Raw genomic sequence first — 20,271 nt, forward strand, 5'->3', positions numbered from 1 at the left:
AGGGCGACATGTCTGATCGGAGCAAACGGCTACGGACTCATTCGTTCCAGGTGACCTGCGTATTGATCGTCTGCTGCAGCATGCTCGCGCTACGCGGGTCGCGGTAGGCCTGGTGTCCGCCGAGTGTGATCGAGCCCGCGACCGGCAGCGGCAGACCGAGATCGACGGTGATCGTGCCCGAGCCCTGCATGACGTAGTCCTTGATATCGAGGGTGCCCGCATTATTGGGCAGCGACCATACCTGTGTCTTCGGTTCCTGGGTCACCTCGAGTTCGATGGTCAGCCGATCGCCCTCGCGCTTGGTCAGCGTGGCGGTGGTCACCTGATCGAGTGCGACACCGCCGTCGACCTCCTGCCGCACCGTCCACACCGCACCCTCACCGACCGGTTGGTCGGGAAAGGTGATCGAGCGATAGACCGCCTGGTAGAAGGCCTGCTCCAAGGCTGCTCGGGCGCTATTGGAGGTGTCCGGTGCCGGAGCGAGCCGCAGCGCGGTGATCGCACCGAGTTCGCTCATATCGAATCCGGCGTGCGAACCGCCTGCGGCGGTGAGCGCCTTGGCCAGCGACGGATCCGGGGTGGAAATGGTGCCGAGAGTCAGCTCGACACCGCCACCATCGGTCTGCGCCGTCATCGGAATCGTCAATGCGGGCGAGGAGAAATCGCTCGGCGGCTGATCATTGATCTGCTGCTCGATGTGGTGATCGGTGCGCAGCGTCACCTGCTGCACCGTGCCCGCCGGATAGCCGGGACGCAGCAGCGACCGCGGCTCCTCACCCGCCGAGACCACAGTGGTGACCGCGGCCGAAATCGGCACGGTCACTTCCTTGCCGATGCCGACCGGCTCGGTGCTGTCGGAATCGACGCGAGACTCGGCACCGTCACTACAGCCGACACCGAACGCGGACAGTCCGACCGCGAGCACCACCAGAAGCGCACCCGAGCGCGCGATTCGGGGTACGTGGGAGGAAGACAACACCGTCACGAGCATCAGAGTACGACCGCTTCCTGAGTGTCAGCTGGGACATACAGGTGACCGCGTGCGTAGCGCAAATCGTTACTCGAGAGATGATGGTCGGCGTGAGTGACGACCGGCCGCCCGAGGACAAGCCCGCCGATAGCGCGATGCCACCCAGCGACGACGCAGAAAATCCGACCCCGACCGCCGATCCGGGGAAGCCCGCCGCACCGCTGCGGCTACGCACGCTGCTGATCATCGCCGCGGTATTGCTCGGCCTGGACCTGGCCACCAAGACCATTGTGGTGGCCGAGCTGACCCCTGGCGATCCGGTGCCGATCATCGGCGATTTCGCGCGATTGTCGCTGGTGCGCAACCCGGGCGCGGCATTCTCGATGGCCACCGGCATGACCTGGCTGCTGACCCTGGTCGCCGCGGCCGTGGTGATCGGGGTGATCCGTATCGGCCGCACGCTGCGCTCACTGTGGTGGGCGATCGGGCTCGGCATGGTGCTCGGCGGCGCGCTCGGCAATCTGGTCGACCGGCTGTTCCGCGCGCCCGGACCACTGCAGGGACATGTGGTGGACTTCATCGCCGTCGGCTGGTGGCCGGTATTCAATCTGGCCGACTCCTCGATCGTGTGCGGCGCGATCCTGCTGGTGGTGCTGACCGTCTTCGGCTTCGAACCCGACGGCACGCGCGCCGGACACGGCCACCACCCCGAAGCGACCGCCACCGAAACCGCCGCAGAGCCGGACAAGCCCTCGGACAACGGCGCGAACGGTACGGCCAGCAGCAAGGGGAATGCGGCGTGAGCGAGCACAGCGAGCGAACCATGTCACAGCGAGCTTGGCTCATGCCGGAACCGAGCGCCAGCGAGGTGCAGGCGTGAGGGAAACGCGGACCATGCCCGTACCCGACGGACTCGACGGGATGCGCGTCGACGCCGGGCTATCTCGGTTGCTCGGTCTGTCCCGCACCGCCGTGGCCACGCTGGCCGAGGAAGGTTCGGTGCAGCTCGACGGCGTCACCGCGGGCAAATCGGATCGGCTCGTCGCGGGGGCTTGGCTGGAGGTCGAGTTCCCGGAACCGAAGCGTGAACTCACCATCGAGCCCGAGCCGGTCGAGGGTATGAAAATCCTCTACGCCGACGATGACATCGTCGCGGTCGACAAGCCGGTCGGCGTCGCGGCGCATACCGGCGTCGGTTGGACCGGGCCGACGGTGGTCGGCGGACTGGCCGCGGCGGGCTATCGCATCTCGACCTCGGGCGCGCACGAGCGGCAGGGCATTGTGCACCGGCTCGATGTCGGTACCTCCGGGGTCATGGTGGTCGCACAGTCCGAACATGCGTACACGGTGCTCAAGCGCGCATTCAAACAGCGCACCGTCGATAAGCGCTATCACGCACTGGTACAGGGACATCCGGATCCGAGCAGCGGCACCATCGATGCGCCGATCGGCCGGGCCCGCGGCGATGCCTGGAAGTTCGCGGTTACCGCGGACGGACGCCCGAGCATTACCCACTACGACACCGTCGAGGCGTTCCAGGCGGCCAGCCTGCTCGATATTCATCTGGAAACCGGGCGCACCCACCAGATCCGGGTGCATTTCTCCGCGATCCGGCACCCCTGCTGCGGTGATCTCACCTATGGCGCGGATCCGCGGCTGGCGGAGCGGCTCGGGCTGGAACGGCAATGGCTGCATGCGCGTTCGCTGGGATTCAACCATCCGGCCGACGGCCGGTATCTGGAGATCACCAGCGAATATCCCGATGATCTGAAGAACGCGCTCGACGTGTTGCGCAATGCCTGAAACATTGCGCCGCATTGCCATTGCCGTCGGCGCCGTCGGCTTCGTAGTCCTGATCGTGGTGCTCGGTGTGCTGAATCCCCCCCGACCGACCGGCATTTCGACCGACCGGCTCGGGCCCGAGCGGGGTGAGCACGTTGCGGATTACCTTGCGCGGGCACAGGATTCGCTGTCGGGTTCGGATAGCGAGGAGCACTGGGCTCTGGTCTCGTTCACCGAACCCCTCGCCCCCGATCAGATTCCGGCGCACAGCGGCGGCCTGCGCATTGCCGCGGCAAGCCACCATGTGTCGATCCCGCGGGTGAACACCCCGATCGTCACGGTTCAACTGCCCGCGGGAAATGCGGTAGCCGTGGCGTCCGCCGACAACGCCGCCTGGCAACTACTGGCTCAGCACGCGGCCGACGAACGCACCGAGCGCATCAATGCGGTGTCGGCGGCTCGCTTGCGCGCCGGGTGCGCATGCACCGTCGGTCTCGTGGTCCGTGGACCGCTCCCCCAACTCCGAAATCTGGCGGCCCAGAACGGAATCCGAGCCGTGCAGGCGCTGCCCGCCGACGCGGTCGCCACCAGTTTCGCGATCGTTCCGCTGCTGCCGGAGTACGAGGACATCGCGCTGCCCGGTACGGACGACGGCCCGGTCCCGGATCAGTAACGCGGCCGGGCTGGTCAATCCGGCAGTGCCACAACACCATCCAGATACCGGCGGCAGCGGCCGATGAGCAGTACCCGGTCGCCCGCGAGTTCACAGCGCAGCCTGGCGCCGCGCCGAGACAGCTGACGGGCGCTGAGTTCGGCGCGGCCGAATTCGCGGCTCCACAGCGGAACCAGCTGTGCGTGCGCCGATCCCGTGACCGAATCCTCGACCACGCCGAGACCCGGACCGAAGACCCGGGAGACGAAATCGGCGGTATCGCCGGGCGCGGTGATCACCGCGTCGAAGGCGAGCGGTGGAAAGGCCGCGAAATTCGGCCGAGCCTCGCGCACTTCACGTTCGGAACCCACCACGATCACCTCGTCGAGTCCGGTGTAGGCCCGCACCGCACGGACGCCGAGTGCCTTCACCAGCGTGGGATCGGGCGTGACCTCCTTGGATTCCAACGCGGGTAGGTCGAGTACGTATTCGTCGTCATCGGTGCGGTCGACGTGTAGCCAGCCGCTGCGCGTGAAGAAGCTCACCCGGTCCTCGCCGGGATGGATGTCCTCGAGAATCTGCGCGGCCGTCGCCATGGTGGCGTGGCCGCACAAATCGACCTCCCGGGTCGGGGTGAACCAGCGCAGGTGGACGGCGGGCCACTCCCCAGGTGGACCGCCCGCCTCGACGGGTAATTGCGAAGTGTAGAAGGCAGTCTCGGCGAGATTGTTCTCCTCGGCCAGATGTTGCAACAGCTCGTCGGGCAACCACGCCGACAGCGGCATGACCGCGGCCGGGTTGCCCGAGAACGGTGCGTCGGCGAACGCGTCGATCTGATGCAGCAATACCTCCATAGTCGAGAAGGTACTCCAACCCTGAATGATCGCTTCGCACAAGGTATCTCGCGGCGCGGCGGGTCGGGCGTCCAGCTGTTCAGGCGTCCCCGCCCGGTGAACTCGGAAGTAGCGTGTGCTTCTCCCCCTGAACTGCGGCGGCGATCCACCAGGCGGCCTCGACGAGCACGATGCCTACGGCGCCGCAGATGAACGCCGTGGCGGTGAGCCCGATATTCGAGGGGTCGAGTTTGAAGAAATGCCTGGTGAACGGAATTGTTAACAACAGCACATAGGCCAGGATCGACGCGCCTATGAGCACTACTTTCCACCACACATACGGCCGGGCGACGATGGCCAGTACCCACACCGCGATCATGATCAAGGTGATGAGCGCCGTGGTACCTGCCTGCTCCTTCTGCTGCTCCAGGGAGTCATACGACCCCGCGTTGGCGATCAGATAGGCGACGAAAGTTGCGATGCCGATCACCACGCCGGACGGAATCGCCAAACGCATGACCCGCGACACGAATCCGGACCGAGCGCGTTCATTGTTCGGAGCCAGCGAGAGGATGAATGCGGGGATACCGATGGTGAACCAGGCCGCGATCGTGACATGCCTTGGCAGGAACGGATATCCGATCGCTTCGTAGTCGAAGATCTGCGAGCCGACACCGGCGACACCGATCAAGAAAGCGAGCACCACCGAGTACACGGTCTTGGTGAGGAACAGATTGGAGACCCGCTCGATATTGCCGATCACCCGGCGGCCCTCGCCGACCACATACGGTAGTGTGGCGAACTTGTTGTCCAACAACACGATCTGGGCGACAGCGCGGGTGGCCGGACTGCCCGAACCCATGGCCACGCCGATATCGGAATCCTTCAGCGCCAGCACATCGTTCACGCCGTCACCGGTCATGGCCACGGTGTGGCCGCGAGATTGCAAGGCGCCCACCATGGCTCGCTTCTGATCGGGGCGCACCCGACCGAAGGTGGTCTCACGTTCGAGCACGTCGGCGAGTGCGGCACGATCCTCGGGCAATTCGCGGGCGTCGACCGCGTGATCGCCGCCGCGCAGATCGAGCGAGGAGGCGACCGCACCGACCGAGACGGCATTGTCGCCGGAGATCACCTTGATCGAAACCTGCTGGCCGGCAAAGTAATCGAGGGTTTCGCGAGCATCGGGGCGCACCTTCTGCTCGAGCACGACCAGGGCCGCGGGGTCGACGGCACCCGGTGCGTCGGCGGCGTCGACCGGACGGTCGCTGCGCGCGAGCAGCAGAATGCGCAGGCCCGAGGAGCCGAGTTCCTCCGCGACACGGGCATCTTCGGAACTCGGGTCGAGCAGCACATCGGGCGCGCCGAGCAACCAGTCGCCGTGCTCGCCGTAGGAGAACCCGCTCCATTTCTTCGCCGAGGAGAACGGCGCGACCGCGGTGTGCTGCCAATTCGGCCTATCGGTGAGTTCCTCGCCGATGGCCTGCACGCTCGCATTCGGGCGCGGATCGTCGGCGGCCATGGCGGCCAAGGCCTGTCGCACCTCGGCGTCGTCGAACGTGCCGAGCGTCTTGATATCGGACAGGCGCATCCCGTTCTCGGTGAGCGTGCCGGTCTTATCCGCGCACACCACATCGACGCGGGCCAGGCCCTCGATGGCGGGTAGCTCCTGCACCAGACATTTGCGCCTGCCCAGTCGCACCACACCGACCGCGAAGGCGACCGAGGTCATCAGCACCAGGCCCTCGGGCACCATCGGCACCAGCGCGGCGACCATCCCGGTGAGCGCGGGCCGCCAGGACTCCTTACTGGAGAAAAGCTGGTTGTAGATGCTCAGCAGACCCGCCGGAATCAACAGATAGGTGATGACTTTGAGGATGGTGTCGATACCGCTGCGCAATTCGGATTTGACCAGCGTGAACTTGCTCGCCTCTTCGGACAGCTTGGCGGCGTAGGCGTCCCGGCCGACCTTCGTCGCACGGTAGGCGCCGGAACCGGAGACGACGTAGCTGCCCGACATCACCGACGCGCCGATCGGCTTGTCCACCGGATCGGCCTCCCCGGTGAGTAGCGATTCGTCGACTTCGAGCAGTGCGGATTCCTCGACTGTGCCGTCGACGACGATCTGGTCGCCGGGGCCGAGCTCGATCAGATCGTCGAGGACGACCTCCTTCGGCGCCACCTCGAGCGACTGTCCGTCGCGGCGCACGGTCGGCTTGGCCTGGCTGACGATGGCCAACTGGTCCAAGGTGCGCTTGGCGCGGATCTCCTGGATGATGCCGACCGCGCTATTGGCGATGATCAGCAAGCCGAACATGCCGTCGATGATCGAGCCGGTCGCCAGTACCAGAATGAACAGCACACCGAGGATGGCATTGATCCGGGTGAAGACATTGGCGCGGACGATGTCGCGTACGGATCGGCTCGCCCGGTCCGGCACATCATTGGTCAGCCCGTCGCGGCGACGTTGCTCGACCTCCGCCGCGGTCAGCCCGGTGACGGCCGTTTGGGGCACGGTAATCGACATGACCGCCAGGCTACCGAGAACTACCGTCGGTAGGGTGCAGCGAAGTAGGGCGGTCCCAGGTGTCGTGTTCGGTACAGGCGCATTTCTGATCTGGGGACTGTTTCCGGCGTACTTCGGGTTGCTGGCCTTCGCCAATCCGGCCGAGGTGGTGGCACAGCGGATTCTGTGGACGTTGGTGCTGGTGCTGGTCGTGCTGGCGATAACCGGGCAGCTCGGTGGGCTGCGCGGAATCGCCCCGCGGACCTGGCGGATGGCGGCGGTGGCCATCGCGGCGCTATCGATCAACTGGGGCGTGTACGTCTACGGCGTCACCTCCGGGCATGTGGTGGAGTGCGCACTCGGGTACTTCATCAATCCGCTGGTGACGGTGGCGTTCGGCGTGCTGATCTTCCGTGAGCGGTTGGCCAGGGCGCAGTGGGCGGCGCTGGGGCTGGGTGCGGTGGCGGTCGCCGTGCTCACCGTCGACTACGGCAGACCGCCACTCATCGCGCTGGCACTGGCCTGTTCATTCGCCACCTATGGGCTGGTGAAGAAGGTGATTCCGCTGGACGCACTGCACGGGATCGCGGCCGAGGGGCTGGTCGCCGCACCGTTCGCGCTGGCCTTCGTGATCGTATTCGCGATGACCGGAGGTAGTGAATTCGCCAGTGGCATCGCACATTCCGGATTGATGATCTCGACCGGTCCGGTCACCCTGGTGCCGCTGCTGCTGTTCGCCGTTGCCGCGCAACGGATACCGCTGTCGACCATGGGACTGCTGCAGTACCTCACGCCCGCGCTGCAGATGGCCTGGGGTGTGGCCGTCGCGCATGAGCCGATGCCCGCGTCGCGGTGGGCCGGTTTCGCGCTCATCTGGGCGGCGCTGGCGATTTTCACCGCCGACGCACTGGTGCGCGGCCGCCGTCGGGCCAAGACCATCCAGCCGGAACCGGCCAGTTCAACAGACGTTCGCTGATCTGCCTTCCCAGCTATGGCTTCGTAGTGAGGGGCACGGGTTTCCACGCGATCGCTCGTCGAGTTCGACAGGACGGAACAGCCTGTGTCCTCGGGTACATCGACCGCGAAAAACCGCAGGCGGCGGAAGGTTTCTTGATACTGGACGATGCGTAACTGGATCGAGCGGCGGGTGTCCGGCTCGGCACCGCGGCGGGCGATGCGCTCGGAGCGGGCTACGAATTCACGTGGCCGGGAACGCAAGTCGCGATCGAGATGATCGGCGGCGGGCCGTGCCGGTGGGCGCCGGGACCAACAGCATCAACCGCTAGTACGACGTGTTGATGTGGCCCGGCGTCCAGAGACCGGAGTGGTCCTGCTGGGTGATTTCGGGTTTCGCGGGGTCGGCCTCGGGATCGATGCGGACCAGTTGTTGGAGTTCACCCCAGTCTCGCCGCCAGTCCTGGTCCAGGTAGGTGGCCAGGGTGCGGGGACGCAGGAGCATATTGGACCAGCCGAGCGGACCGCCGCCGTCGTGGCTCTGCCAGAGGGTGGTGATCTCGGCACCCGGACGGTCCGGGAGGATGCGGTAGGCCGGGACCTCGGCGATATTGTCGCGGTGGTCGTAGGGGCGCTGGTTGGGGAATTGCAGGCCCACCATCCAGTCGGTGAGAACCGGGACCTGTGAGCCGACAACATCGTTCAGCGTTCTGGTCTGCGGCACCCGCGGCGGGGTGACGGCCAGCCACTGCTTCGGATTGCGGTCGCGGTCGACGGCGACGATGCGGATGACATCTGCGCCAGTGGGGATTTCGCTGAACGGTACGCGCAGGTTACGCCAGGACGGCGCCGGTCCGATATCGATAGGGGCGACCTTGCCCATGGGCTGCGCGGTGGTCTCGGAATCGGTTGCGCCGTATTCGATTTCGAGGGTCTGGCCCGTGGTGACGATGCCATCGGCATCGACCGAGCGAATCCGGCCCGCCGCGGTCAGCGCGATAATGCCATTGCGGTCACCGGGTTCCGGAAGCCGGTACCAACCCGTGGTCAGATCGGCGGGGCCCGCGTCACCCGAACCGTAGCTGCCCAGCATCGGCGTTGTCGCCGGGTTCAGTCCGAAAGGCAGTGCGGCGGTGGCGGTTCCGGCGGTGTTCTCCGAGGCTGACTTGCTGCTCAACGCGTCGGCGATACTGCCCGTCGGACTCGAATCGTCGTCGGGACGCAGATCGGCGGCCACCCCCGAACCGGTGAATCCGGTGCCGGTGCCCGAGAGCGTGCTCACCGCGTCGCCGGTCAGCGGGCGCAGCATGCCCGCATTCGGATCGGTCTCCACCAGCACATGACCGGCCAGACCCGCCGTCTTCCCGCTGAGCGCTTCGATATTCGAACGCGCCAGCGAGAACGCGGGCCCCTGGGCCACGGCCGCCTTGGCGAAGGAGCCGACATCCCAGACCACGAGCAGGGCCAGCGCGATGGTCAGCGGCGGCAGCACCGACACCCGCCACGCGAGACGCGAAACCCGATGCGGAGTACCGGGTTCCGGCGACCGCACATGCCACCACGCGGCGACCGCGAGCAGTGCGGCGGCGGCGACCAGGAACAGTTTGTTGAGCTCGATACCGGCGATCACCGGCGGCTTGTCCCACCACGGAATGCCGTAAGACGAGACGTACCACCACTTATTCGGCCCGGAGAACACCAGCGCGAGCAGGAACGCCACCACCGCCGCGAATAGCGCACGGTAGCGCGGCGCCCGCAAAACCCGTGGCGCGACGGCCATCGCGGTCACCATGGCGACGGCACCGGCCACGCCCGCGTACACACCGAAGTGATGGGTCCACTTGGTCGGCGTGACCATGATCAGCAGCAGCGCGCCGACGGTGACACCGAGAATGCGTCGGGTCGGCCCCGCTGCCAGCAGCGGAATCCGACCGCCCTTGCGCAGCAGGACGATGACACACACGATGAGCCCCGCGAACATCGCGAGCACACCGATCCGGCGGCCGACCGAGCCGTCGGTCTCGCCTTGGAAGAGGTACTGATAGCGCAGATAGTCGTTGAACCACTCGACATCCGGGCCGACGATGTGATGAATCCGCTTCATCTCGAACATCGCCGCCAACGGCTGATCGGCGAACATGATCGCCAGCGCGACGATACCGGCGGCCAGCAGCGGAGCGAGCAGCACCGCATAGCCCACCACCCGGGCACCCAAGGATCCCCGAGTCCCGGTGCGGTCCATGATGATTCGCGCGACCGGCCGCAAGCCCGCCAGCAGCGCCGCGATACAGATCACACCCGACGGCCCGGCCGTACAGGCGAATGCCGCGACCAGGATCGCGAATCCGGCGGGCACCAAACGCCGCGTGGCAATGGCACGTTCGACCAGGCACCAGGTGAGCAGCAGTCCCAGCGCAACCGGCGGTTCCGGACGCAGCCCGTTGTCGTAGGCCAGCCAGATGGTCAGGAAGCCGAACGCACCGGTCCACATCGCGACGCGGTTGCCGCGCACCGCGACACCGAGCCGGGTCGCCACCTCGCGGCTGAGCAGCAGCCACATCAGCACACCGCAGCACAGCGCGGGCAGCCGCACCCACGGACTGGCGGTGCTGATTTCCGTCATGATCCGGATCAGGTCGTAATACGGTGTGCCGACCGGATTTTCGGGTACTCCGAAGTAGGCGAAGTAGTTGGCCATATAGCCCGCGACACCCGATGCACGGGCCATACCGAACTGATAGCCGTCATCGGAGGTGGTCGACCCGATGAAGTGCCAGACCACCATGGTGCCCAGCACCACCGCATCGAGCAGCGTGAACGTCCACCAGCGCTGCGGCAGGAAGCGACGCACCCGCCGACCGTCGAGCCGATCGAGCCGATACAGCGCGACCAGCGCCACAATGGTGCACAGCACCGCGAGCCAGATCGCCGCGCGCTTCACCGGAGTTGGCGTCGAGGAGAACCTGGTGTCGAGTTCAGCGGTGACGCGCGCACCGTCGGCTGCGGCCAGATCACTGAAGATGCCCACCATCTGCGGCCGGTAGTCGCCATTGAGCACCACCGGGAGTCCGGGCGCTTCGAATCCGACCAGGGTGGCGGTCGCACTGGTGTTGTCGGCGTGCACGGTGAGTTCACAGCCCGGAATCAGTTCGGCCACCGGCACGCTGAGCAATGCCTGATTGCGCAGCACGACATCCAGCCGCGCCGGTGTGTCGGCTCCGGCGTGCACGCGGGCGACGAATCCGTAGCGCTCGAGGTCGGGCGCGCCATCGGGTCCGGTCGCCGCGAGCGTGCCGCCCTTGGCACTGAGCTGGTTGATCGCCGTGCACGGCAGGGTGGCGTCGAAAGTCAGTGGCGCATAGGAGATCAGCGGCGCCTCGAGGCTGTGCGCCGAACCCGCCTGCGGCCAGGTCAGCGTCGCCGCGTCCACCCGCACGGGCAGCAGCGGCACCGCTACCGCGAACAGTGCGCCCAGCAGGCCCGCGATCAACGCGACCGGCCCGACCCAACCCCTCCGCGTCTTCGATTGCGCCGTCCCGAGTTCGGAGTGCTCGACGGACGGCTGCCCCGCCCACACCATCGTGTCAGCCACGGGGCCTGATCCTAACGGTCACTATTTCAAACGAAAGTTCTTGCCGGCGTGCGGCATTGATTCTCAGCAAGCACACAGCTGTCGCGGCCGACACGGGGTCGGCCGCGACCGCTGGTTTATCAGCTGCAGGCCACCGACTGCTGGCCGAGGTTGGTGAGCATGGTGCAGGCCCAGGCCTTCTGGATCTTCCACTTGCCGTTCTCGGCGACGAACGGCACGTCGATAATGTTCTCCTGGCCGTTGAGCAAGACCTTGGCCTTGGCATTGACGCTGTCGCCGAAGCTGGTCACATCGGTGACCGTGATGGTGACATTGGCGCCCTTGGCGGCCTCGGCGAGGCGGTTCGGCAGTTCCGGATCGGCCTCGGCGCCCTGCACACCGTCGAGCTTCTCCGAATTCGGGATCGACGGATCGAGGGCACGCTGCAGCTGCGTGTTCAGTTCCGCGACAGAGGGGACCGGCGGCAGATTGGTGGCGCTCGCGCCGGCCGATGCCTTGGCGCTGGTACTGGTCTTCGCGGCCGGCTTGCTGTCTTTGTCATCGCTGCAGGCGGTCATGCCGAGTGCGGCGACGACGGCCAGGGCGGCGATGGCGATGCGTCCAGTCTTACGAAGCTTCAACTGCTCGTCCTTTGCGTTCGAGTAGGTACATGTCGTTCCACCAACGGCAGCCTTCACCCGAATCGGCGACGCTGCACGAATGACCCAGGCTACCTGTCAGCGGAGACTGCCGAGCGGATCCGCCCGGGACAGACTGATGTCGTCGGCGGCAAAGGTACGCGCCGGACCGGGCCCTGTCGAGCTGGTCTCGAACCGAACAGTAACCACACCGAGCCCGGCGCCCTGCACCCACCCGTGCCCGAATTCGGGGTGCGTGACGTCCAGTCCTGGATACCACAGCGTCGTGTTCCGCGCTGGCGAATCGTCCTGAGCTGCACCGACGCTCGGCTGCGTGGTCGCGGGGATCGGGGGTGTCGCCGTTACTCCCACCTCGACGCCCTTTTCCCCGACCGACGCACCCGCGTCGAGCTCGACGGCGCCGTCCGCAGGTGCGGACGGCCTCGCCTGTGCGCCCCAACCATCGGAATGCGGCGCGTCGCCCTCCCAGACGCCGCCGTCCTCGACCGGCGCCTGATCCAACTCCGGGAACAGCGACTCCTGCCGCACCGTCGACAGCCCGCCGTAACCCACCCCGACCAGCCGGATCGGCCCGAGCTCGGCCGGATCAATGGCCGAGCGCTGGGCCGCCGTCGTCAGCGTGGCCAGCTCGGTCGTCGCGTACGGCAGGGTGAACGACCTGGTCACGATGCTCATATCGGATTTCTTCAGCTTCAGCACCACAGTGCGTGCGGCCCGGCCGTCCTTTTCCAATCGACGGTGCGCGGCCGCCGCCATCGTCTCGATCGCCGGACGTAGCTGGGCCAGCGTGACGATATCGGTCTCATAGGTGTTCTCGGCGCTGATCTGTTTGGCCTCGGCCCGCTCGGCGACCGGTCGGTCGTCGATACCGCGGGCCAGCCGGTGCAGCGCCGCGCCGACGCTGCCGCCGAGAATGGACACCGCCTCCGATTCCGGCAGCGCCGCGAAGGCGCCGACGGTCTCGATACCGAGCGAACGCAAGCGACTGTCGGCCACCGGACCGATCCCCCACAGCTTGCGCACCGGCAGCCCGGCCAGCAGTTGCTGCTGCTCGTCCGGCGAAACCACCCGCACCCCATCGGGTTTGGCCATTCCGGAGGCGATCTTGGCGAGCTGCTTACCGGTACCCGCACCGACCGAGGCGACCAGTCCGGTCCGCTGCCGAACCAGCGCACGCAACTCTTCGCAGAATTCGCGCACCTGCTCGACGGTCGCGCCCACCAACTCGGCGGGCTCACCGAACGCCTCGTCGAACGACAGCGTCTCCAACACCGGGATGCGGCTGCGCAAGGCGTCGAACACCCGCGCACTGACCACGCTGTAGACCGCACCGCGCGGCGGCACCACGACCGCCGCCACTCCGACCAACCGCCGCGCCTGATGCATCGGCATGGCCGAGCGCGCACCGAAGACCCGCGCCTCATAACTCGCCCCCGCGACCACACCGCGCCCCCCGGTACCGCCGACCAGCACCGGGCGACCGCGCAGTGTCGGCCGCGTCAATTGTTCGACCGAAGCGAAGAAGGCATCCATATCGATATGCAGCACCCACCGCCGAGCCGTGCGCGCGGACGCGGACCCCACCGCGCCTCCCCCGGCGGCCACAGCGGTGTTGTCGGTGCTCACGCACCGGAATCTACGCCGCCCCACCGACAGGTCGGTCCACCGCGCAACACCGCGTCAACCTGTGCAGACGACCGGCAACCTGGGTGCCGGGTGCACGTCAGCCGAGTAGTTTCTGCGAGATTGCTATCGAACTTCGCGGCGCGACAACGGGCGAGCGCGGCGCTCCGCCCTGCACAGCCACCCGTGACCAGGTCCGATACCGATATGTTGCCGCCTCGACATGCCCGACCCAAGCCTGGGGATCACCGGTTCGGACCCGCTCGGGTATGTGATGATCGGACCATGAAGATCCGCAAGGCCGTGATACCGGCCGCCGGAATCGGCTCCCGGCTGCTCCCGCTGACCAAGGCCATCCCCAAGGAGATGCTGCCGGTCGGCGACAAGCCGGTCATCGAGCACACCGTCCGGGAGCTGGTCGCATCCGGAATCACCGACATCACCATCGTGGTCAGCAGCGGAAAGTCCCTGATCCAGGACCATTTCCGCCCTAATCCGGCCCTGGTGGCCCAGCTACGCGCCGACGGCAAGGACGCCTACGCCGCCGCGGTGGAGGAGGTCGGCGAGCTGTCCCGGCTCGGGCATATCACCTACCTCGATCAGCACGGGCCCTACGGCAACGGCACCCCCGTGCTCAATGCCGCCCGCAATCTCGGCGACGAGCCGATGCTGGTCCTGTGGCCCGACGACGTCTTCGTCGCCGGGGTGCCACGCGCCCAGCAGTTGATCGACGCCTATGAGGCGACCGGCGCGCCGGTGCTCGCGCTGATGCCGATGGACCCGTCCGAATCTCAGCGCTACGGCGTCCCGGTCGTCGCGGACGACCAGGGCAACGGCCTGCTGCGCATCACCGGGCTGCGGGAAAAACCCAAGCCCGAGGACGCACCGTCGAACTATGCCGCGATCGGCGGCTATGTCGTCACCCCCGGCATCATCTGCGAACTGCGCAGACAGACCGAGCAGTGGTACGAACACCGCACCGGCGAGGTGTACCTCACCGATGCGATCAATGTGCACGCCGCCGAGAACCCGGTCTTCGGCCAGGTCATCCAGGGCCGCTGGTACGACACCGGTAACCCCGCCGACTACCTGGTCGCGCAATTCGCCTCGGCACTGACGCATCCGCAGTACGGACCACTGCTGCGTCAGCTCGTCGACTGATACCCGGTTCCCCGTCGTTGCCATCCACGCGCAACCGCGCCGGTGCGGGAGAAACGTAGCCGATCCGGATCAGAAACGACGGATGGTGTAGATGTCGAAGTCGCGGAGTGGATGCAGACCGACCGGAACGCCCCAGTCGTGCGCATCCAGGATTTGCCCGGAGCCCGCGTAGATGCCGACATGCGAGGCGTCGTCATTGAGGATTACGACATCACCCAGTGACAGGGCCGGGAGCGGCACCGTGGCACCGACCTTGGCCTGCTCCCAGGTGGTGCGCGGCAGTTTCACCCCGACCTGACGGAATGCCCACTGGACCAGAGCCGAGCAATCCCAGGCGAACGGGCCGGTGGCGCCCCATTCGTAGGGTTTGCCGATCTGAGTGTAGGCCGCAGTCAGTGCGCCGAGTCCGGCGATACTCGGCAGCGGCAGCGCCGCGGACCCGCTGGAACTGCCGGAACTGCCGGAACTGCCGGATGCGGAGCCGGAACTACCCGAACCGGACGCGCTTCCGGTATCACCGCGCACCGGTCCGGCCAGGACGAGCGACACGACGATCGATACCAGAAACCCCATAGCTATCTGGCGAAATGCCTTCTTGTGCGCGCTGATCATATGCTCGCCCCTTCCGTCGACCCGGCAAACACGCGGTACCGGCCTCGTCATCGGGGGGATGGAACCGCATGTCACAGCACCTGCACCGCGGCACATATCCGCATGTGGCGCAAGGTATTTCAGGTAGAGCAGTTCAAGCACGACCATTCACTGCTGTCACAGAAGTCAATCTGCGCACCAGCAGCAACATGCCGATTGTGCCGGGCATTGTTCGAGCACGACAAGGAAATCAGCTAATTGCTGGCATGTGATTTACATCACAATAGAGGCAGCCTGCAGACGCGAGTCGGGGCGGGATCTCGAGATCCCGCCCCGGCTGCCGTTCGAACGACTGTGCCCCGGCCGAGCCGCCGCGTCAGACCTTCGCGATCGACACCCGCACGTCACCGACGATGTCGGCGGCATCCGCGCCCGGATCACCGAAAGTCAGCTCGGTGGCGAGGATTTCGCCCGCGATGAGGTCCCGATGGGTCTGCGCCCAGACCTGCTTATCGTCGGGCACCGCGAGCACCACGGTGATGCGATCGGATACGTCCAGCCCCAGGGACTTTCGCGTCTCCTGCAGATCGCGGATCACATCGCGGGCCCAGCCCTCGGCCTCGAGCTCCTCGGTCACCACCGAATCGAGCACGACCAGGCCGGCATTGCCGGGCAGGGCCGCGGTCGACTCCGGTTCGGCCGCGACCAGGCGCTGGGTGTACTCCTCCGGCAGCAGTTCGATGCCCGCCGCGGTGACCACACCGGCGACGTTCTCGGACCATTCGCCCGCCTTCACCGCCTTGATCACCGTCTGCACATCCTTGCCGAGGCGCGGGCCCGCGGCGCGGGCGTTCACGACCAGCTCGAAACGGCCGTGCACTACGACATCGGTGGTCAGGTCGACCTTCTTGACGTTCACCTCATCGGCGATGATGTCGGCGAACGGCCGCAGCCGCTCGGCATCGGGCGCTGCGATGGTGACCTCGGCCAGCGGCAGGCGCACCCGCAGGTTCTGCGCCTTGCGCAGGCTCAGCACCGTCGAGCAGACCACCCGGACCTCGTCCATGGCGGCGACCAGATCCGGATCCTCCGGCAGCTCACCCTCCTTGGGCCAGTCGGCCAGGTGCACCGACTGCTCGCCGGTCAGCCCACGCCAGATCACCTCGGAGATCAGCGGCAGCAGCGGTGCGGCCAGCCGGGTGACGATCTCGAGCACCGTGTGCAGTGTATCGACCGCATCCCGGTCCTCCTCCCAGAAGCGCGAACGCGACCGGCGCACATACCAATTGGTGAGCGCGTCGGCGAAGGAACGCAATTCCTCGCAGGCACCCGCGATGTCGTAGACCTCGAGCGCCTCGGTCATCACATCACGGGTCGCGGCCAACTTGGCCAGGATGTAGCGGTCCAGCACATGCGGTGAATCCGTGCGCCACACACCGGTTTTCGAGGCGTAGAGTTGCAGGAAGGTCCACGCGTTCCACAGCGGGCGCAGCGCATGGCCGATCCCCTCGCGGATGCCGCGCTCGGTGACGATGAGATTGCCGCCGCGCAGGATCGGCGAACTCATCAGGAACCAGCGCATCGCATCGGAGCCGTCCCGGTCGAACACCTCGTTCACATCCGGGTAGTTGCCCTTCGACTTGCTCATCTTCAGTCCGTCGTCACCGAGCACGATGCCGTGCGCGGCGACGGTTTTGAAGGCCGGACTGTCGAACAGCGCGGTCGAGAGCACATGCAGGTTGTAGAACCAGCCGCGGGTCTGCCCGTTGTACTCGACGATGAAATCGCCCGGGAAGTGGCTGTCGAACCACTCCTTGTTCTCGAACGGGTAGTGCACCTGGGCATACGGCATCGAACCCGATTCAAACCAGCAGTCCAGCACCTCCGGCACCCGGCGCATGGTCGACTTACCGGTCGGATCATCGGGATTCGACCGGGTCAGCTCATCGATGTTCGGCCGGTGCAGATCGGTCGGGCGCACGCCGAAGTCACGCTCCAACTCCGCCAGCGAGCCGTACACATCGATGCGCGGGTAGGCCGGGTCATCGGAGACCCACACCGGGATCGGGCTGCCCCAGTACCGATTGCGACTGATATTCCAGTCCCGCGCACCCTCGAGCCACTTGCCGAACTGTCCGTCGCGGATATGTTCGGGCACCCAGGTGATCTGCTGATTCAGCTCGACCATCCGGTCGCGGAATTTGGTCACCGCGACGAACCAGGACGGCACCGCCATGTAGATCAGCGGCTGGCCCGAGCGCCAGCTGTGCGGGTAGGAGTGCTCGATCGTCTCGTGCCGCAGCAGCTTTCCGGCTGCCTTGAGGTCCTTGATGATCACCGGATTGGCGTCGAAGACCATCAGGCCCTCGTACGGCGGCACCATCGAGGTGAACTTGCCGCCCGGATCCAGCGGCTGTACGAGTTCGATGCCGTTGGCGCCTGCGACATCCATATCCTCCTCACCGAAGGCCGGTGCGAGGTGCACGATTCCGGTGCCGGAGTCGGTGGTCACGTAGTCGGCGGTCAACACGCGGTGCGCGTTGGGATGACCGACGAAGAAGTCGAACGGCGGTGCGTAGGCCAGATCCGAGAGGGCGGCACCGTCGAACTCGCCGAGTACCTCTGGCTCATCGCCGAGTTCGCGGGCGTAGTGCGAGACGCGCTCGGCGGCCAGCAGATAGCGCTTGCCGTCGGCGCCGCGCACATGCACGTAGCGCACATCCGGGTGGACCGCGATCGCGAGGTTCGACGGCAGCGTCCACGGCGTGGTGGTCCAGATGAGTGCGTTCGCGCCGTCGAGTTCGTGCAGCGGATGCGCACCCGGCACGCGCAGCACCATATCCACGGTGACGGCCGGATCCTGACGCATCTTGTAGGCGTCGTCGAGCCGGCTTTCCTGATTCGACAGCGGGGTCTGCTCGTACCAGCTGTAGGGCAGCACCCGGAAGCCCTGGTAGATCAGGCCCTTGTCGTACAGCGACTTGAACGCCCACATCACCGACTCCATGAAGTCGAGATCCAACGTCTTGTAGTCGTTGTCGAAGTCCACCCAACGGGCCTGACGCGTCACATAATTACGCCATTCCCCGGTGTAGCGCAGTACCGATGATTTACACGCCGCGTTGAATTCCGCGAGCCCCATGGCATCGATCTGTGATTTGTCCGTGATACCGAGCTGCTTTTCCGCTTCGATTTCCGCGGGCAGTCCGTGACAGTCCCAGCCGAAACGTCGATCGACCTGCTTACCGCGCATGGTCTGGAAACGCGGGACGAGATCCTTGACGTACCCGGTGAGCAGATGTCCGTAATGTGGCAACCCGTTGGCAAACGGCGGTCCGTCGTAGAAGACGAATTCCGCCGCACCCGAACGGTTCTCGATGCTGGCGCGGAAGGTGTCGTCGGTGGCCCAGGCGTCGAGTACCCGACGTTCCAGGTCGGGGAAGGATGCACCGCTGCCGGCACCCAGATCGACGCGCGGGTATGCGCTGCTGGAAGGTTCGTCCGCCATTGCGGATCCGTCTCCTCGTGCCGCCGCGCCGTGGCGCGTATGTGTCAGCACGGGGACGATGACGACGCCGGTTGCGTCGAAACCGCGGTACCACCCCGCTTGTCCGAGCGGCGCGCCGATCCGCGCGACCAACCAGGACCTCTCGTTTCGAGCTGTGACGGGCTCGCCCGTTCGGTTCTACTGAGTGCGGCCCGCGCACCGTTCTTCCGAAGACTCCCCGGTGATGGCCGGATCTACGCCGATTACATGTTTGATTCTAACCAGGACGGTCAAACCAGTTTGTCGGGCCCAAACGATTACCGTTTGGCATGCCGACCAGGTGGCGGCGCGGCATCGCCGTCCGAACTGCGCATAGAAAGCGCGCTCACCAGCAACAGCACAGCGCCCACGATACAGATAAGGATGCACCCCCAGGCCCACAGCACAGACCCGGTGGTCAGCGCGGCCACTAGCAGGGCGAACCCGATCGCCGCAAGGACGAGCGTCAATACGAGCATTTTGACCCCCTAGGCATGCCAGGCGGCTCGGCGTACCTCTAGCTACTCGAATAGCAACTACAGCGGAGATATCTCTCTACTACGAGATTACTTGGCGCCCTTGGCGAACGAGGCGGGAGCGAGATTGTTCGCGGTATTGGCGTCGACGAAGGCCTCGCCACCGTCCACCGGCACCGCCGAGCCACGGTTCTCCAGCTCCTCGAGCTGGGACTCCAGGTACGACTTCAGCCGCACGCGGTATTCCCGCTCGAAAGTCTTGAGCTGCTCGATCCGGCTCTCCAGCACGCTGCGCTGCTGGGTGATAGTGGCCATGATCTCGGTGTGCTTGCGCTCGGCGTCGGCCTGCAGCGCATCGGCCTTCTCCTTGGCCTGCCGTAGCTGGTTGTCCGAACGGGTCTGGGCATCCGACAGCATCGCATCCGACTTCTGCCGCGCATCGGCGATCATCGCTTCCGAGCGGGTTCGCGCATCGCCGACCAGGCGTTCGGAATTGGCCCGCGCATTGGACAGCAGGTTCTCCGCCTCGAGCTTCGCATCGCTGGTCAGCCGGTCCGCCATCTCCTGGGCGAGGCTGAGCACCTTGGCGGCCTGCAGGTTCGCATCGGCGCTCGGCGCATCCTTGGCTATCGGTGCCGCGACCGGCATCGGAGGCGGCGGGGGGGCCTGCTGCACCGGTGGCTTGATGGGCTCGGGCGGGGGCGGCGGGGCTTGCTGGACCGGTGCTTTCACCGCGGCGGCATTGGCCGGACCGCGATTTTTCTTGGCGTCGGCCAGTTCCGCATCGAGTTCGGCAACCCGCTGGCGCAGGTCAGCGTTCTCCTCGATCAGACGCGAGAGCTCCTGCTCCACGAGGTCCAGGAAGGCATCTACTTCATCCTCGTTGTAGCCCCGCTTTCCGATCGGCGGTTTGCTGAACGCGACGTTGTGCACATCGGCTGGGGTCAGCGGCATGGAAGGATCCCTT

Annotated in this window: 15 protein-coding genes; 5 read left to right on the top strand and 10 right to left on the bottom strand. The window is 66.2% G+C overall.

Annotated elements, in window-relative coordinates:
- Nucleotides 1-37: 37 nt before the first annotated feature.
- A complete protein-coding gene (locus tag ACQPXH_RS23030) occupies nt 38-991 on the bottom strand; it encodes a hypothetical protein (RefSeq protein ID WP_433598593.1) in 954 nt (317 codons plus the stop codon).
- Nucleotides 992-1,068: 77 nt separating this feature from the next.
- Between ACQPXH_RS23030 and lspA the strand changes: the two genes are divergently transcribed.
- The 3 genes from lspA (at nt 1,069) to ACQPXH_RS23045 (ending at nt 3,425) form a co-directional block, all read left to right on the top strand.
- A complete protein-coding gene (gene lspA / locus ACQPXH_RS23035; protein ID WP_433603547.1) occupies nt 1,069-1,773 on the top strand; it encodes a signal peptidase II in 705 nt (234 codons plus the stop codon).
- A 73-nt stretch (nt 1,774-1,846) separates the two neighbouring features.
- Nucleotides 1,847-2,773 (top strand): RluA family pseudouridine synthase, encoded by a 927-nt coding sequence (locus ACQPXH_RS23040; protein WP_433598594.1) that lies wholly within the window; start codon nt 1,847-1,849, stop codon nt 2,771-2,773.
- On the top strand, nt 2,766-3,425 hold the full coding sequence (locus ACQPXH_RS23045) for a hypothetical protein (protein ID WP_433598595.1): 660 nt from the start codon (nt 2,766-2,768) through the stop codon (nt 3,423-3,425). The genes ACQPXH_RS23040 and ACQPXH_RS23045 overlap by 8 nt, the downstream gene beginning before the upstream one ends.
- 14 nt (nt 3,426-3,439) lie before the next feature.
- On the opposite strand, the gene ACQPXH_RS23050 is transcribed toward ACQPXH_RS23045, so the two are convergent.
- Nucleotides 3,440-4,258: a PhzF family phenazine biosynthesis protein gene (locus ACQPXH_RS23050; RefSeq protein WP_433598596.1), complete on the bottom strand. Its 819-nt coding sequence runs from the start codon at nt 4,256-4,258 to the stop codon at nt 3,440-3,442.
- A 79-nt stretch (nt 4,259-4,337) separates the two neighbouring features.
- The gene (locus tag ACQPXH_RS23055) at nt 4,338-6,764 is read right to left on the bottom strand and encodes an HAD-IC family P-type ATPase (RefSeq protein WP_433598597.1); all 2,427 of its coding nucleotides are present in this window, start codon (nt 6,762-6,764) and stop codon (nt 4,338-4,340) included.
- Between ACQPXH_RS23055 and rarD the strand changes: the two genes are divergently transcribed.
- Nucleotides 6,763-7,719 (top strand): EamA family transporter RarD, encoded by a 957-nt coding sequence (gene rarD / locus ACQPXH_RS23060; RefSeq protein ID WP_433598598.1) that lies wholly within the window; start codon nt 6,763-6,765, stop codon nt 7,717-7,719. The genes ACQPXH_RS23055 and rarD overlap by 2 nt on opposite strands.
- 306 nt (nt 7,720-8,025) lie before the next feature.
- Here rarD and ACQPXH_RS23065 read toward each other — a convergent pair whose 3' ends face one another.
- From ACQPXH_RS23065 to ACQPXH_RS23075, 3 genes are all read right to left on the bottom strand, one after another.
- Nucleotides 8,026-11,277 (bottom strand): arabinosyltransferase domain-containing protein, encoded by a 3,252-nt coding sequence (locus ACQPXH_RS23065; protein WP_433603548.1) that lies wholly within the window; start codon nt 11,275-11,277, stop codon nt 8,026-8,028.
- A 131-nt stretch (nt 11,278-11,408) separates the two neighbouring features.
- Entirely contained in the window at nt 11,409-11,909 is a 501-nt protein-coding gene (locus ACQPXH_RS23070) for a hypothetical protein (protein WP_433598599.1), read from the bottom strand.
- 96 nt (nt 11,910-12,005) lie between these two features.
- Nucleotides 12,006-13,511 carry a DNA polymerase IV gene (locus ACQPXH_RS23075; RefSeq protein ID WP_433603549.1) on the bottom strand — a complete coding sequence of 502 codons (1,506 nt, stop codon included), beginning with the start codon at nt 13,509-13,511 and terminating at the stop codon, nt 12,006-12,008.
- A 324-nt stretch (nt 13,512-13,835) separates the two neighbouring features.
- Between ACQPXH_RS23075 and ACQPXH_RS23080 the strand changes: the two genes are divergently transcribed.
- Nucleotides 13,836-14,711, top strand: coding sequence for a UTP--glucose-1-phosphate uridylyltransferase (locus ACQPXH_RS23080; RefSeq protein ID WP_433598600.1), 876 nt, complete (start codon nt 13,836-13,838; stop codon nt 14,709-14,711).
- 69 nt (nt 14,712-14,780) lie between these two features.
- Here ACQPXH_RS23080 and ACQPXH_RS23085 read toward each other — a convergent pair whose 3' ends face one another.
- The 4 genes from ACQPXH_RS23085 to wag31 all read right to left on the bottom strand — a co-directional run bounded on the left by ACQPXH_RS23085 (nt 14,781) and on the right by wag31 (nt 20,258).
- Nucleotides 14,781-15,323 carry an NlpC/P60 family protein gene (locus ACQPXH_RS23085; RefSeq protein ID WP_433598601.1) on the bottom strand — a complete coding sequence of 181 codons (543 nt, stop codon included), beginning with the start codon at nt 15,321-15,323 and terminating at the stop codon, nt 14,781-14,783.
- 355 nt (nt 15,324-15,678) lie between these two features.
- A complete protein-coding gene (gene ileS / locus ACQPXH_RS23090) occupies nt 15,679-18,810 on the bottom strand; it encodes an isoleucine--tRNA ligase (RefSeq protein ID WP_433603550.1) in 3,132 nt (1,043 codons plus the stop codon).
- A 296-nt stretch (nt 18,811-19,106) separates the two neighbouring features.
- Nucleotides 19,107-19,307 carry a hypothetical protein gene (locus ACQPXH_RS23095; protein WP_040688662.1) on the bottom strand — a complete coding sequence of 67 codons (201 nt, stop codon included), beginning with the start codon at nt 19,305-19,307 and terminating at the stop codon, nt 19,107-19,109.
- An 87-nt stretch (nt 19,308-19,394) separates the two neighbouring features.
- A complete protein-coding gene (gene wag31, locus ACQPXH_RS23100; protein WP_433598602.1) occupies nt 19,395-20,258 on the bottom strand; it encodes a DivIVA-like cell division protein Wag31 in 864 nt (287 codons plus the stop codon).
- Nucleotides 20,259-20,271 lie beyond the last annotated feature (13 nt).

The organism is Nocardia sp. CA-135953 (assembly GCF_050955735.1).
Classification (GTDB): Bacteria; Actinomycetota; Actinomycetes; order Mycobacteriales; family Mycobacteriaceae; genus Nocardia.